The following is a 14494-nucleotide window of genomic DNA, read 5'->3' as shown; positions in this document are numbered from 1 at the left end:
CGGCACCGACGGCGAGGACGAGGACCAGAACAGACACGTCGGACACCTGGCGGGAGACGGGGACGGGAGGGCGGCGGGAGCGGCGCGGGGTCGGGGCGACGCGGCCTCGCCCCACCGGGGCAGGGGCGACCGCGCCCAAGCCGGGGCAGAAGGAGGCGACTTGGCCGACGATAGCCGCCGTTCGCCCGCTCCGCGCAGCGACGCTTGACGACTTCCCCCTCTCTGTCGGTTGACGTGCGTCACGGAGCTGTTCAGGATCTGATCTGTCCCGGGACCCGACCCACCAGTAACCTTGCGGGACCCTGTCGAGGAGGCGGCCCCATGGCGTACGACGCAGATGTGATCGTGATCGGAGCGGGGCTCGCCGGGCTCGCGGCGACCGCCGAGCTCGTCGACGCGGGCCGCCGCGTCATCCTCGTCGACCAGGAGCCCGAGCAGTCGCTCGGCGGCCAGGCCCACTGGTCCTTCGGCGGCCTCTTCTTCGTCGACTCGCCCGAGCAGCGGCGGATGCGGATCAAGGACTCGCACGCGCTGGCGCTGCAGGACTGGATGGGCACGGCCGCGTTCGACCGTCCGGAGGACCACTGGCCCCGCCAGTGGGCCGAGGCGTACGTCGACTTCGCGGCCGGTGAGAAGCGCTCCTGGCTGCACGGGCAGGGCGTACGGTTCTTCCCGGTCGTCGGCTGGGCCGAGCGCGGCGGCTACGACGCGCAGGGCCACGGGAACTCCGTGCCCCGCTTCCACATCACCTGGGGCACCGGCCCGGGACTGCTCGCGCCGTTCGTGCGCCGGGTGCGCGCCGGGATCGCGCGCGGCCTGGTCCAGCTGAGGTGCCGCCACCGCGTCACCGGCCTCTCGCGCAGCGCGGGCAGCGTCGACACGGTCACCGGCGAGGTGCTCGAACCGTCCTCCGTCGAGCGCGGCCAGGCCAGCAGCCGCGAGGTGGCCGGGACCTTCGAGTTCCGGGCCCAGGCGGTGATCGTCACCTCGGGCGGCATCGGCGGCAACCACGACCTCGTCCGCGCCAACTGGCCCGAGCGGCTCGGCACCCCGCCCGAGAAGATGATCTCCGGCGTGCCCGCGCACGTCGACGGGAAGATGCTCGGCATCGCCGAGGCGGCCGGGGCGCGCCTGATCAACCGCGACCGCATGTGGCACTACACCGAGGGCATCGAGAACTGGAACCCCATCTGGGACCGGCACGGCATCCGCATCCTGCCGGGCCCGTCCTCGCTGTGGCTGGACGCGCGCGGCGACCGCCTGCCCGTGCCGCTCTTCCCCGGCTTCGACACCCTCGGCACGCTCGACCACATCATGAAGACCGGCTACGACTACACGTGGTTCGTGCTCAACCAGCGCATCATCGGCAAGGAGTTCACCCTCAGCGGCTCCGAGCAGAACCCCGACCTGACCGGCAAGTCCGTGCGCGGCGTCATCGACCGGGCACGCGCCGAGGTGCCCGGACCCGTCAAGGCGTTCATGGACCACGGCGTCGACTTCGTCGTCGAGAAGGACCTCGGTGCCCTCGTGCGCGGCATGAACGCGCTCACCAAGGAGCCCCTCATCGAGGAGGACGCGCTGCGCCGCACCCTCGCCGCGCGCGACCGCGAGATCGCCAACCCCTTCACCAAGGACCTCCAGGTCACGGCCATCCGCGGTGCCCGCAAGTTCCTCGGCGACCGGCTCATCAGGGCCGCCGCCCCGCACCGCGTCCTGGACCCCAAGGCGGGCCCGCTCGTCGCCGTGCGCCTGAACATCCTCACCCGCAAGACCCTCGGCGGCCTGGAGACCGACCTGTCCTCGCGCGTGCTGACCGAGGGCGGGGAACGGCTCCCCGGTGTGTACGCGGCAGGCGAGGCCGCCGGGTTCGGCGGCGGGGGAGTGCACGGCTACCGCTCGCTGGAGGGCACCTTCCTCGGCGGCTGCCTCTTCTCGGGCCGCACGGCGGGCCGCGCGGCCGCCCGTGAGGTGGGCTGAGCGGCCGCCCGCGAGGTGGGCTGAGTGGCCGCCCGCGAGGTGGGTTGAGCGAGGTCGCGTCCGGCGGGCTCCGGCCCCGGGTACTCCGAGGTCCGCCCGGGTGGCGTGCGAAGTCTGCCGATTTTGAAATGAGTTGGTGAAGGGCGGACAAGACCCCCGGCCTTGACGTGGAGCGGTGCGTACCGGTTTGCTGTGCGTGATCATCCGTACGCAAGCCGCGCCGGGGAGGACGTCCCGCGGTGTCACCACCCCCGCCCCCACTGGGCCGTTCCCGCAAGAAGGCCGCGGGACACGGCTTCGACGCCGCACTCGACGACGCCGAACTCGTCGCCGCCCGCACGGCGTTGACCCAGGGACGCTGGAGCGAGGTCCGCGCGCTGCTGGCCGCCACCGGCGACGACTGGGACCGCAGGGGACACCGCTTCGACGTCCTGGGGCAGGAGCCCACCACCGCCGCGTGGGCGCGCGACTGGCGGCTCGCCGAGCCCGAGAGCCACGACGCCGAGCTGCTGCTCGTCTTCGCCGCCGTGCACAAGGCCCTGCGCGGCAAGGCGCGTTCGGACAAGGTCCGCGCCCAGTGCCGCGAGGCGGCCGCGCGCGTCCCCGTCGACCCGACGCCGCTGCTCGCGCTGCTCCTGCTCGAACGCTCGCTGGGGCGCGAGGAGGACGTCGTACGCCTCTTCGACGAGATCCGCCACCGCCACCCCGAGCACCACCACGCCCACCACCTGATGGTGGCCCGGCTCGCCGAGCGGCGCCCCGGCGCGGGCCAGGACCCGCTCCACGAGGTCTACGACTTCGCCTCCTGGGCCGCCGAACAGGCCTCCGACGAGTCGCCGTTGGCGGTCCTGCCCGTCGTCGCGCACGCCGAGCGCTACCGCGTCCTGGCCACCGCGGGCCTGGAGTCCGCCGACCCCGCCGCCGGTGGGCACTGGAGCGGGCGGCGCGCCCGCGGGGTCATGAAGACCGCCTTCGACTGGTGGCTGGAGTGGGTGACGCCCGACGGGCCCGGCCACCCGCGCTGCCACATCGACCTCAACTTCCTTGCCCACGCGAAGTCCTGCGAGGGCAGGGCGGCCGAAGCCGCCGCGCTCTTCCACCGCATCGGACGGCACGCGACGCCGGCCCCCTGGTCGTACCCGGACCGGGACCCGCTCGCGGCGTTCCACGCCGCGCGGGCCACGGCGCTGGGATCGGCCTGACGATCCGTACCCCTCATCAGCACCTTTGGAAAGGACGACCGCGCCATGGCGACGGGAAGTTCGAGCACGAGCGGCACCAGAGCCCTCGGTGGCCCGACGGGTGACACCGGCATCAGCACGTACAAGGGCCAGGAGCGGGCGCTGCGCGCCGGCCGGCTCGGCACGGCGGGCCTGCTGCTGTCCGTCCTCGCCGCGACCGGACCGCTGATGGTCGTCGCCGGCGTCATGCCCACCACCTACGGCGTGATGGGTGTCGTCGGACAGCCCCTGCTCTTCCTCATCCTCGGCGTCGTCCTCGTGCTCTTCAGCTTCGGGTACGCCGAGATGAGCCGGCACGTGCACAACGCCGGCGCCTTCTACGCGTACATATCCCGCGGCCTCGGCGGCACCGCGGGCGCCGGGGCCGCGCTGGTCGCGCTCGTCGCCTACAGCGTCCTCCAGGCCGGTCTGTACGGCATGCTCGGCTTCGAGGTGTCCGGGCTCCTCCAGACGTACTTCGAGATCGAGGTCGCCTGGTGGATCCCGGCGCTGCTGACCGTCGCCGTCGTCGCGGTCCTCGCCTGGCTGAAGATCGACCTCAACGCGCGCGTGCTCGGCGTGCTGCTCCTCATCGAGGTGGCGCTCGTCGTCATCTTCGACATCGCGGCCGTCGCCGACCCGGCCAAGGAGGGCCTGTCGCTGCACGCGTTCAACCCGGAGACGCTCACCGGCGCGGGCGTGGCCACCTCCCTCTGCTTCTGCATCGCCGCCTTCACCGGCTTCGAGCAGGCCCCCGTGTACGCCGAGGAGACCAGCCGCCCGCAGGTCGTCGTCGCCCGCGTGATGTTCTTCGCCGTCTGCTTCGTCGCCGTCTTCTTCGCGCTCAGCTCCTGGGCGCTCACGGTCGCGGCGGGTCCCTCGGGGATCGTCCCGGCCGCTCAGGAACAGAGCGCGGGGCTGCTGTTCGACCTCACCGAGTCGCGGCTCGGCGGCACCTTCACCGACGTCCTGCACGTCCTGTTCGTGACCGGCATGTTCGCGGCGATCCTCAGCTTCCACAACGTCGTCGCGCGGTACGCCTTCGCGATGGGCCGCGAGGGCCTGCTCCCCGCCGCGTTCGGCCGCACCAACACCTCCACCGGAGCCCCCGGCACCGGCTCGCTGCTGCAGACCGTCGTCTCCGTCGTGGTCGTCGTGGGCTTCGCCGTCGCCGACGACGGCACGGCGGGCGACCCGACCGCGCCCGTGCTCCACCTGTTCACCTGGGGCGGCAACATCGGCGCGCTCGGCGTGATCCTCCTGATGGCCACCGCGTCCATCGCCGTCATCGTCTTCTTCGCCCGCCGCGGCGCCGCGCGCGCCCAGGCCTGGCGGATCACCGCGTCCGCGCTCGCCGCGGCAGGCCTGCTCGTCATCGCCGGCTACACCGTCAAGGACTTCGACGTGCTCGTCGGCGCGGGCGAGGGCTCGGTGCTCAGCTGGGTGCTTCCGGGCATCATCTTCGCGGCGGCGGTGATCGGCGTGGCCTACGGCGCGATCCTGCGCTCCCGCAACCCGGAGGCGCACGCGCGGATCGGTCTGGGCAACGAGGCGTTCCAGCTGGAGAAGGTGTCGAGCGGCACCCACTCATGACGAAGCGCCGGAGGGGCTGACGGAATCAGCCCCTCCGGCGTGTGACGGAGCGGGGGCCGGGGCGGAGCCCCGGGGGACGGCCCGCTAGATGATCAGGGACAGCAGCAGGACGAAGCCGCCCGCCACCACCGAGATGATCGTCTCCATCACCGACCACGTCTTGATCGTCTGGCCGACGTCCAGGCCGAAGTACTCCTTGACCAGCCAGAACCCCGCGTCGTTGACGTGCGAGAAGAACAGCGAACCCGCGCCGATCGCCAGCACGAGCAGCGCCGTGTGCGTCGTCGACATGTCGGCCGCGAGCGGCGCCACCAGACCGGCCGCCGAGATCGTCGCCACCGTCGCCGAACCCGTCGCGAGGCGGATGGCCACCGCGATCAGCCAGGCGAGCAGCAGCGCCGGGATCGACCAGTCCTTGGAGAAGTCCAGGATCATCTGGCCCACGCCGACGTCGATGAGCGTCTGCTTGAAGCCGCCGCCCGCGCCGACGATCATCAGCACGCCCGCGATCGGGGCGAGCGACTTCTCGACGGTCGTGGAGAGCCGGTCCTTGGTGAACCCGGCCGCCCGGCCCAGCGTGAACATCCCGACGAGCACGGCCGCGAGCAGCGCGATCAGCGGCGACCCGATGACGTCGAAGACCCGCTGCACGGTGGCCTCGGGGTCGTCGACCACGATGTCCACCAGCGCCTTGGCCAGCATCAGGACGACGGGCAGCAGCACGGTGGCGACGGTCGCGCCGAAGCCGGGGCGCTTCTCCAGGTCCTCCGAAGGGCGCTGCGGGATCATCTTCTCGGGCGCGGGCACGTCCACCCAGCGCGCGGCGACCTTCGAGAAGAGCGGCCCCGCGATGATCACCGTGGGGATCGCGACGAGGACGCCCAGGGCCAGCGTGACGCCGAGGTTGGCCTTGACCGCGTCGATGGCGACGAGCGGGCCGGGGTGCGGCGGGATCAGCCCGTGCATCACGGACAGGCCGGCGAGGGCCGGGATGCCGATCCGCATCAGGGAGTAGTTGCCGCGCTTGGCGACCATGAGGACGACCGGGATCAGCAGGACGATGCCGACCTCGAAGAAGAGTGGCAGGCCGATCACCGAGGCGATCAGGACCATCGCCCAGGGCATCGCGCGTCCGCCCGCCCTGGCGAGGATCGTGTCGACGATCTGGTCGGCGCCGCCGGAGTCGGCGAGCAGCTTGCCGAGGATCGCGCCGAGCGCGATGAGCACGCCCACGCCGGCGACGGTCGAGCCGAGCCCCGTGGTGAAGCTGTCGATGGTCTTGTCGAGCGGGGCGCCCGCGAAGGCCCCGAGCGCGAGCGACCCGACGGTCAGCGCGAGGAACGCGTGCAGCTTGAACTTGGTGATGAGCAGGACGATGACGGCGATGCCCGCGAGGACGGCGATCCCCAGCTGGGCATGGCCCGCCGAGGTGATCGGCTCGACGGGGTCCGCTGCCAGCATCTCGACGCTGAGATGGGTCACGGTTGATCCCTGGTACGTGGTGATGGGTACGGGGTGGTGCGGCGTGCCGGGGCGCGGTGCCCCGCGGGCTACCGCGCTTCGAGGGCGCCCAGGGCCGCCGCGGCCCGATCGGCGATCTCCTCGGGGCCGCCCGAGACGTCGACCTCGACGCCCGCCTCGTCCGCCCCGAGGGGCTGCAACGTCGCGAACTGGGAGTCGAGAAGCGCCGTCGGCATGAAGTGGCCCTGCCGGTGCGACATCCGGTCCTCGATGAGGGCCCGGTCGCCGGTGAGGTGGACGAAGACGACGCCCGGGGCCGCGTCCCGCAGCCGGTCGCGGTAGGCGCGCTTGAGCGCCGAGCTGCTCACCACCCCGCCCCGGCCGGCCCGGCCGTGCGCCCAGACGCCGATGGCGTCGAGCCAGGGCCACCGGTCGTCGTCGGTGAGCGGGGTGCCGGAGGACATCTTCCGGATGTTCTCCGCCGGGTGGAAGTCGTCGCCTTCGGCGTACGGAACGCCGAGCCGGTCCGCGAGCAGGGGGCCGATCGTGGTCTTGCCGGTCCCTGCCACGCCCATGACTACGACGACGTGGGGGGTGCTCATCGCTGGTGCCTCGCTGTCTTCATGTCCTCATCGACATCGGTCGCGCGGAACCGGGGCCGAAGGGGGGTGGCCCCGGTTCCGCGCGTTCACGCCACTGAAACTCATTAGGTCTGACGAATTCAAGAGTCTGTGACATAAAAGTCTGACTTATTGTTCCGGGTGCTCTCCTCGTAGGCTTTCGTCATGACCGCACAGGCCGCCCGAGGGCTGCACTCCCGCGTACTGGAAAGCCTCGGGCCCGCCATCACCGCGGGCGAGTACCCGCCGGGCAGCGTGTTGCGGACGGACGAGCTGGCCCAGCGCTTCGAGGTGTCGCGCTCGGTGATGCGCGAGGCGGTCCGGGTCCTGGAGTCCATGCACCTGGTCGCCTCCCGCCGCCGCGTGGGCGTGACGGTGCTGCCCACCGAGGAGTGGAACGTCTACGACCCCCAGGTCATCCGGTGGCGCCTGGCGGGCGCCGACCGGCCGCGCCAGCTGCGCTCGCTGACCGTGCTGCGGTCCGCGATCGAGCCGGTCGCCGCGGGGCTCGCCGCCCGGCACGCCACGGCCGAGCAGTGCGCGGAGCTCACCGAGTGCGCGCTCGGCATGGTCGCCCACTCGCGCGGCCACCAGCTGGAGGGCTACCTCAAGCACGACGTGGCCTTCCACCGGGTGATCCTCAACGCCTCCGGCAACGAGATGTTCGCCCGGCTGGGGGACGTCGTCGCCGAGGTCCTGACCGGACGTACCGCGCACCAGGTGATGTTCGAGGACCCGGACCCGCCGGCCGTCACCCTCCATGTGAAGGTCGCGGAGGCCGTCAGGGAGGGCGACGCGGCCCGCGCGGAGGCGCTCACGCGCGAGATCGCGCTCGGCGCGCTGGAGGAACTGGACATCCTCGCGCCCTGAGCCGGGCCGTCCGTCCGCCGTCGGACACAATGGGCCGCATGTCCCGACGCGCCGCACGCCCCGCACGCCCCACGCACTGCCCCTGCGGGCACCCCCGGCCCTACGAGAAGTGCTGCGGCAGGCTGCACCGGGGCGAGGCCGCCGCGGCCACCCCCGAGGAGCTGATGCGCTCCCGCTACAGCGCCTTCGCGGTGCGCGACGAAGGCTATCTGCTGCGCACCTGGCACCCCGCGAAACGGCCGCCGCGCGTGGAGTTCGACCCGGGCATGCGCTGGGTCGGCCTGGACATCGAGGAGACCACCGAGGGCACCGCGTTCCACTCCGCCGGCACCGTCACCTTCCGGGCCCGCTACACCGACGGCGGCCGCCCGGACGCGCTCCACGAGAAGAGCCGCTTCGAGCGCGTCGACGGTGCCTGGGTGTACGTCGACGGCGTGTTCATCGACTAGCCGGAGCCCTCACCGCAGGTCACCGAACTCGCTCAGCACCCCGGGCGGGGCCAGCGCGTTGACGTAGTGCCCCGGGCCGTGGTCCTCGAAGGAGTACGTGAAGGGGATGGTCCGCGTCAGCGCGAGCCGCGCCGCGAAGAACGCGAGGGGCGCCACCACCGCGAGCCCCGCCAGGCTGTCCATCTGCGGATAGTGCAGTCCCGGATCGTGGACCTCGGCCCAGCCCCCGGGGCGCGGCCCCCGCGCCAGGGACGCCAGCGAGCGCCCCGCCTCCCGCGCCCGGCGCCCCGCCATCTCCCGCAGCCGCCCGCGCAGCAGGTCGCCCGGCAGGGACACCGCGTCGATCGCCGTCTCCGCCGCGAGCGCGAGCACGCCCTCGGCCACCCCGCGCGGCCTGCGGTAGTGGAACTCCCGGCCGAAGGGGGCGTAGGGCCCCACGGGGCGCGGCGGCAGCGCGGGCACCACGTCGCGGTCGAAGATGTAGCGCAGCAGCCGGTCGCGCAGGACGTGCTCGCCGCGCCCGTCGGTCGCCCGTGCGCAGGCGTCCGCGAAGTCCTGCCCGCCCAGCAGCGGCTGCCCGAAGGTGTAGACGGCGCGCAGGCGTTCGGCGACCGTCGCGTAGCGCTCCTCGTGGGCCAGGACGACGGCCATCAGGGCGGCCATCGCGCCACCGAGGCTGTGTCCGGTGATGTACAGCGCCTCCATCCCGTCGCCGCGCACACCCCGCTCGTCCGGGTCGACGGACTCCCCGCGCGCGGCCCGGTCGAGGGCCTGCATGATCAAGTGCCGGGTCGCCCGCATGTTGCGGTAGAAGCCCGCGTGCACCTCGTGCCGTTCGCCCGCGAGGTCCACGGAGAGCGTCTCGGGGTGCACGTCGGCGTCGGTGAGGATGCTGATGATGTCCTCGGGCTGGGTGCCGCGGTAGCAGAGGATCACCACGCGGCGGTCCTTGTCCTGCACCAGATACGCGGCGGACGCGATGTACATGGCGTCCACCCGCTGCTCGAAGACCCGGCAGCGGTTCTCCTCCAGGCCGAGGCGCGCCATGATCGTGGCGACGGTCCGCGGATCGCCGGCCATGTTGAACCCCGCGTACGCGTAGGCCGCGCACGTCGCCATGGCGTGCGGCACCGGACCCGAGGTCTCGGGCTGCCCCTGGCCGGCGGCGAGACGGTCCACCAGGTCCCGGTAGACGGGGAAGACCGGCCGGTCGGGGCCGTCCTCGGTGGGCGTCTTGAAGGGGCGCAGCTCGGCGAAGCTCGGTCCCTTGGCGAAGTCGTCCCGCATGGCGTCCCCCACGTCGAGCGGTGGCTGCACCGGACCCCCGAGCACACCACCGGCCCGGCGCACCGTCAACTCGACGACGGCGCCGCGCCGGACACCCGACGGGACCCGGCCATCGTGTACACCTGGCGCGTGGGGCTGGTGGGGAGCGAGGCTTCACACGGGGTGCGAACGGCAGGGCCGCCGCCGGGCGCCGCACACCCCGGACGGCCGCCCACGGGCACAAACGCCCTGGCCCGCCCGCCTGTTCGAGGTCCGGGACGGCCCCCGCACATAGGCGGGAACAGCCGCTGCGGCGGGCGGTCACCACCAGTAGCGTCTGCCTGCCCCCTGTCCCGTACGCAGTCCCGTACGCCGTGCGAAGGAAGTGGCGCCCGATGGCCGACACCGGACAGCACCAACAGAGTTACGAGCGCTACATGGGCGGCAGCCCGGAGGCGGAGCGCCGGCTCTTCGAGCGCCTGGCCGTGGAACTGATGAAGGTGCAGGAGAAGAACCGCCGCGCGAGCCGGTCCGCCGGCCTGGAGCGCACCGTGCACGCCAAGGCCGCGCTCGGCGTGGAGAACGCCCGCCTGCGCTTCCGCGACGACCTGCCCGACGCGCTGCGCTGCGGCTTCGCGCAGCCCGGTGCCGCGTACCCGGCGACCGTGCGGCTCTCCAACGCGAGCGGCATCCGGCAGGCCGACGGCGCGCCCGACCTGCGCGGCGTCGCCGTGCGCGTGACGGTCTCCACCGAGGAGAGCCACGACCTGCTCGCCACCAACCATCCCGTCTCGCACGCCCGCGACGCGCGCGAGTTCGTCGCCTTCGCCAAGGCCATGGCGGGTGCCACGACCACCCTCCAGAAGGCCGTGGGCCTGTTCGTCAAGCTCCCGCTCGCCGTCGGCCTGTCCACGGCCGCCCGCATGCGCCACAACATTCGGTCCGCCACCCGGCACACCGTGCACAGCCTCGCCGGCGAGACGTTCTGGAGCCGCGGCGCCATCCTGTGGGGCGAGGCGGGCCCGGTGCGCTATCTGCTGCGCCCGGCGGGCAACGGCACCCCGCGCGACGGCGAGCACAGCGACCCGCAGTACCTGCGCCGCGAGCTGGAGACCCGCCTGGCCCGCCAGGACGTCGCCTTCGACCTGTGCGTGCAGCGGTACGTCGACGAGCGGCGCACGCCCGTCGAGGACGGCGCCGTGGAGTGGCTGGAGTCCGTCGCGCCCGCCGTGCCCGTCGCCACGCTGACCGTGCCCTGCCAGGACCTCGACACGGCCGAGGCGCGGGCCGCCGGCGGACGCGTCGAGGCGCTCGGCTTCAACCCGTGGTTCACCACCGACGACTTCCGTCCGCTCGGCAACCTCAACCGCGCCCGCAAGTCCGCCTACGAGGCCGGCGCGGCACACCGCCAGGGCCTGCGCTTCCTCACCGAGGAACCCCTGCGCAACCGCGTGCTCGGCGCCCCCGTCGGCGCCGCCTTCCGCCTCCTGAACCGCTATGTCCCCTGGTACAAGCTGCCGGTGGAGGCCGGACTGCTCAACCTCGTCTTCCTCCGCAAGACCCTGCGCCGCCTCAACCTCATCGACACCGACGTGCACGAGGCGCCGCCCCGGGCCGTGCCCGCGCCCGCCCCGCCCGACGAGCAGCGGCGCACCGCCCGCTCCTACGACGGGACGTACAACGACCTGTCCGCGCCCACCATGGGAGCCGTGGGCGCCCCCTTCGGCCGCAACCTCAAGCCGGTCTACCGTCCCGACCTCTTCGACGTCCCGAACCCCGTCACGGTCAGCCGCCGGCTCCTGTACCGCGACACGTTCCTGCCGGCGACCTCGCTCAACGTCCTGGCCGCCGCCTGGATCCAGTTCCAGGTCCACGACTGGGTCAACCACCGCCGCCACAAGCCCGGCGGCAAGTCCGTCGAGGTGCCGCTGCCGCCCGGCACCGCCTGGCACAACACCCCCGGCGGGCCCGCCGAGCAGGTGATGCGCTTCGCCGACAACGAGGGCATCCACCTCCCCGGCGACCAGCCGCCACTCCTCTTCGCCAACACCGCCTCGCACTGGTGGGACGGCTCCGAGGTGTACGGCGAGAGCGAGTCCACCGCGCGGTTCCTGCGCGAGCCCGACGGCGGGGCCAAACTCCGCCTGGACGAGGGCCACTTGCCGCTCGGCCAGAACGGCATCCCGCTGACCGGCTTCGCCGACAACTGGTGGCTCGGCCTCAGCGCCATGCACACTCTCTTCGCCCGCGAGCACAACGCGGTCTGCGACGCGCTGCGGCACGCCTACCCCTCGATGGGCGAGGAGAGCGTCTACCACACGGCGCGCCTCGTCGTCTCCGCCCTCATCGCCAAGATCCACACGGTGGAGTGGACCCCGGCGATCCTCGCCACCGAGGCCATCGACATCGGCCTGCACACCAACTGGGAGGGCCCGCCCGACAGCTGGCTCAACAAGCTGGGCCTGTGGCTGTTCGAGTCGCACTCCCTGCGGGGCATCCCGCAGACGCTGCCGGACCACCACAGCGCGCCCTACTCCCTGACGGAGGACTTCGTCACCGTCTACCGCATGCACCCGCTCATCCCCGACGACTTCGAGATGCGCGAGCACCACTTCGGGCAGCGCCTGGAGAGCCTCACCTTCAACGACATCCAGGGCGGCGCCGCCGAGGCCGCCATCCGCAAGACGGGGCTCGCCGACACGCTGTACTCCTTCGGCATCGCCCACCCGGGCGCGATCACCCTGCACAACTTCCCGCGCGCGCTCCAGCGGTTCGAGCGCGACGGCGAGATCATCGACCTGTCCGTCGTCGACCTCGTGCGCACCCGCAGGCGCGGCGTGCCCCGCTACAACGACTTCCGCGAGGGACTGCACAAGCCGCGCATCCGCCGCTTCGAGGACCTCTCCCAGGACCCCGAGACCGTCGCCCGCCTCAAGGACGTCTACCGCTCGGTCGACGAGATCGACACGGTCGTCGGCCTGTTCGCCGAGAACCCGCCGCACGGCTTCGGGTTCAGCGACACGGCCTTCCGCATCTTCATCCTGATGGCCACCCGACGGCTGCAGAGCGACCGCTTCCTGACCGTCGACTTCCGTCCGGAGATCTACACGCCGCTCGGCATCGACTGGGTCCAGAAGGGCGGCATGAAGTCCGTCCTGCTGCGGCACTGCCCGGAGCTCGCGGGCCTGCTGCCGCGCGGGGCCAGCGCGTTCGCGCCGTGGCGGCAGGTGCAGCCGATGGGCGACGGGGCCGGACGTGCCGGCGGCTGAGCGCGGGCCCGGTCACCCGGGCCTCGCCGACCTGTTCACGAGGCCCCTCCTGGAGACGGTCTGGCGCCGCCGCACCCACCGGGTGAGCCGCGGCGCCGCCGTCCCCGCGGGCTCGATGAGCTACCGCTCGCCCCACGAGCCGCGGCCGCTCTCCGAACTGGAGGAGGCGGTCCTGATCGCGCTGACGGGCTGCACCGGGCTGACCATGCCGGACCGCCCCTTCGACGATCCGCGTGACGGCAAGCCGATCATGGCCAAGCCCAACATGACCATGGCCGGCCGTACCGCGGGCAGCCCCGACAACGCGCAGGGCACGCACTTCTTCCTGATCAACGACTCGGGCACGTACTTCCTGCGGAGGCTGCCCCCGGCGCCCGCCACGCCCCTCGACGCGGAGCACCTGGTCGAGCGGGCCCGGCAGGCGAAGGTCCGCGTCCTCGACCACCGCCTGGACGTCGCCGAGGGGATGCGCGACTTCCCGTCCTACCTGGACTCGAACCGGTTCCTGTCCAACCTGCCCGGGTCGACGCTCCTGTTCCCGGTCGTCGACCTCTCCCACCAGTACATCAACGCCCTGATGTACCTGCTGACCCAGCCCGACGACGTACGCCCCACCCTCGTCGACGACCGCAACTTCTACCGCCCGGCCGGCGTGAAGAAGTGGGTGCGCAACGGCTTCCTCAACGGCGACCTGAAGCTGCCGCTGGGCGCGCTCGGCCCGCTGCGCACCCAGATCGAGGCGGACCTCCTGCTGCAGAACCTGATGCTGACCGCCGAGGCGATGGGCCTGGGCGCCTGGATCCACGCCTCCATCAACCCCCAGATCGCCCTGGGCGACCCGAAGTTCTCCCGCACCTACGGCAGGATGCTCGGCTTCACCTTCGTCACGCCCCGCTGGCGCCTGCCGGACGTCTGGCGCTGGCACGTCCCGCTGCCCAAGTACGCGACGCTGCGCTCGCACCCGGTGGGCCTCAGGTCCCCCGACGGGGAGCCCCTGATCGAGGCGGCGTGCCCGCCCGCGCACCGCTCGATGGCGGAGGCGGTCGACGCGGTGATCCGAGCCAAGTTCGGTCCCGGCGGCGTCTACGGCGACAAGGACGTGTTCGCCCGCATCTACAAGGAGGACTACGGCCAGCGGTACCTGGCGGAGGCGAGCGAGTACGAGGAGCGGGTGATCGCCTGCGCCCGCGACGTCTGCGCGTACATCCTGAGAACGCACCGCCGCTTCCCGGCCCACACGGACGCGATCCACGTCCCCGGCGTCTGGCTCCAGGTCCACCACGTGGAGCCGGAGTACTACGACACGTTCTTCACCAACGGCCTCACGGACACGCATCGCCGCCACGAGGGCCTGTGGGACGGGTGAGCTTCGCCGCCGCGCGGTCCTGGGGCGCACCCCGCGCGCGTGCTACCCCAGCGGCGGCACCACGCAGTCGATCAGGAACGGCCCCGGCTCCGCGAGGCCCCGCTTCAGCAGCGCCGCGAACTCCTCCGCCGTGGTGGCCCGTTCCCCCGGCACCCCCATGCCCCGCGCCAGTGCGACGAAGTCGAGCGGCGGCCCGGAGAGGTCCAGGAGCCGCCGCGACCGCGTCCCGCCCGCCACCGCCCCCACCGCGCCCAGCTCCAGATCGAGGATCGCGTACGACCCGTTGTCGAAGACGACCGTCGTGACGTCGAGCCCCTCCCGCGCCTGCGTCCACAACGCCTGGAGCGTGTACATGGAGGCCCCGTCCCCGACCAGCGCGAGCACGGGCCGTTCCGGGCAGGCC

At 72.6% G+C, this 14494-nt stretch carries 11 protein-coding genes; 7 read left to right on the top strand and 4 right to left on the bottom strand.

Going from position 1 to position 14494, the window contains the following annotated elements; genetic code table 11:
* The first annotated feature begins 321 nt into the window (after positions 1–321).
* From AOK22_RS32575 to AOK22_RS32565, 3 genes are all read left to right on the top strand, one after another.
* Positions 322–1977: an FAD-binding dehydrogenase gene (locus tag AOK22_RS32575; protein ID WP_055702316.1), complete on the top strand. Its 1656-nt coding sequence runs from the start codon at positions 322–324 to the stop codon at positions 1975–1977.
* A 239-nt stretch (positions 1978–2216) separates the two neighbouring features.
* Complete coding sequence (locus AOK22_RS32570) at positions 2217–3179, top strand: hypothetical protein (protein WP_055702315.1); 963 nt, start codon at positions 2217–2219, stop codon at positions 3177–3179.
* A 45-nt stretch (positions 3180–3224) separates the two neighbouring features.
* On the top strand, positions 3225–4790 hold the full coding sequence (locus tag AOK22_RS32565; protein ID WP_055702314.1) for an APC family permease: 1566 nt from the start codon (positions 3225–3227) through the stop codon (positions 4788–4790).
* Positions 4791–4874: 84 nt separating this feature from the next.
* On the opposite strand, the gene AOK22_RS32560 is transcribed toward AOK22_RS32565, so the two are convergent.
* Together AOK22_RS32560 and AOK22_RS32555 are read right to left on the bottom strand one after the other, a co-directional pair.
* Positions 4875–6272 (bottom strand): GntT/GntP/DsdX family permease, encoded by a 1398-nt coding sequence (locus AOK22_RS32560; RefSeq protein ID WP_055702313.1) that lies wholly within the window; start codon positions 6270–6272, stop codon positions 4875–4877.
* A gap of 68 nt (positions 6273–6340) precedes the next feature.
* On the bottom strand, positions 6341–6853 hold the full coding sequence (locus AOK22_RS32555) for a gluconokinase (RefSeq protein ID WP_055702312.1): 513 nt from the start codon (positions 6851–6853) through the stop codon (positions 6341–6343).
* 183 nt (positions 6854–7036) lie between these two features.
* On the opposite strand from AOK22_RS32555, the gene AOK22_RS32550 reads away from it, so the two are divergent.
* Together AOK22_RS32550 and AOK22_RS32545 are read left to right on the top strand one after the other, a co-directional pair.
* A complete protein-coding gene (locus AOK22_RS32550; RefSeq protein ID WP_055702311.1) occupies positions 7037–7741 on the top strand; it encodes a FadR/GntR family transcriptional regulator in 705 nt (234 codons plus the stop codon).
* 38 nt (positions 7742–7779) lie between these two features.
* The gene (locus AOK22_RS32545) at positions 7780–8190 is read left to right on the top strand and encodes a YchJ family protein (RefSeq protein WP_055702317.1); all 411 of its coding nucleotides are present in this window, start codon (positions 7780–7782) and stop codon (positions 8188–8190) included.
* A gap of 9 nt (positions 8191–8199) precedes the next feature.
* Here AOK22_RS32545 and AOK22_RS32540 read toward each other — a convergent pair whose 3' ends face one another.
* Positions 8200–9507, bottom strand: a complete 1308-nt coding sequence (locus AOK22_RS32540; RefSeq protein ID WP_157872343.1) for a lipase family protein — start codon at positions 9505–9507, stop codon at positions 8200–8202.
* Positions 9508–9851: 344 nt separating this feature from the next.
* On the opposite strand from AOK22_RS32540, the gene AOK22_RS32535 reads away from it, so the two are divergent.
* The gene (locus tag AOK22_RS32535; protein WP_055702309.1) at positions 9852–12725 is read left to right on the top strand and encodes a peroxidase family protein; all 2874 of its coding nucleotides are present in this window, start codon (positions 9852–9854) and stop codon (positions 12723–12725) included.
* A complete protein-coding gene (locus tag AOK22_RS32530) occupies positions 12712–14091 on the top strand; it encodes a hypothetical protein (protein WP_055702308.1) in 1380 nt (459 codons plus the stop codon). The genes AOK22_RS32535 and AOK22_RS32530 overlap by 14 nt, the downstream gene beginning before the upstream one ends.
* Positions 14092–14133: 42 nt before the next feature.
* Here the strand turns inward: AOK22_RS32530 and AOK22_RS32525 are convergent.
* The coding region (locus AOK22_RS32525) for a thiamine pyrophosphate-dependent enzyme (RefSeq protein ID WP_244165203.1) at positions 14134–14494 on the bottom strand (361 nt) is incomplete at its 5' end.

The sequence above is a fragment of the Streptomyces silaceus genome (assembly GCF_001419745.1).
GTDB lineage: Bacteria > Actinomycetota > Actinomycetes > Streptomycetales > Streptomycetaceae > Streptomyces > Streptomyces silaceus.
Note: the sequence above shows the minus strand (reverse complement) of the source record. Positions and strands in the feature narration are given on the sequence as shown.

Excerpts from the sequence above, each read along its gene's own strand:
- AOK22_RS32575 (WP_055702316.1), top strand. The coding sequence starts at position 322 with ATGGCGTACGACGCAGATGTGATCGTGATCGGAGCGGGGCTCGCCGGG.
- AOK22_RS32565 (WP_055702314.1), top strand. The coding sequence starts at position 3,225 with ATGGCGACGGGAAGTTCGAGCACGAGCGGCACCAGAGCCCTCGGTGGC.
- AOK22_RS32555 (WP_055702312.1), bottom strand. The coding sequence starts at position 6,853 with ATGAGCACCCCCCACGTCGTCGTAGTCATGGGCGTGGCAGGGACCGGC.
- AOK22_RS32550 (WP_055702311.1), top strand. The coding sequence starts at position 7,037 with ATGACCGCACAGGCCGCCCGAGGGCTGCACTCCCGCGTACTGGAAAGC.
- AOK22_RS32545 (WP_055702317.1), top strand. The coding sequence starts at position 7,780 with ATGTCCCGACGCGCCGCACGCCCCGCACGCCCCACGCACTGCCCCTGC.
- AOK22_RS32535 (WP_055702309.1), top strand. The coding sequence starts at position 9,852 with ATGGCCGACACCGGACAGCACCAACAGAGTTACGAGCGCTACATGGGC.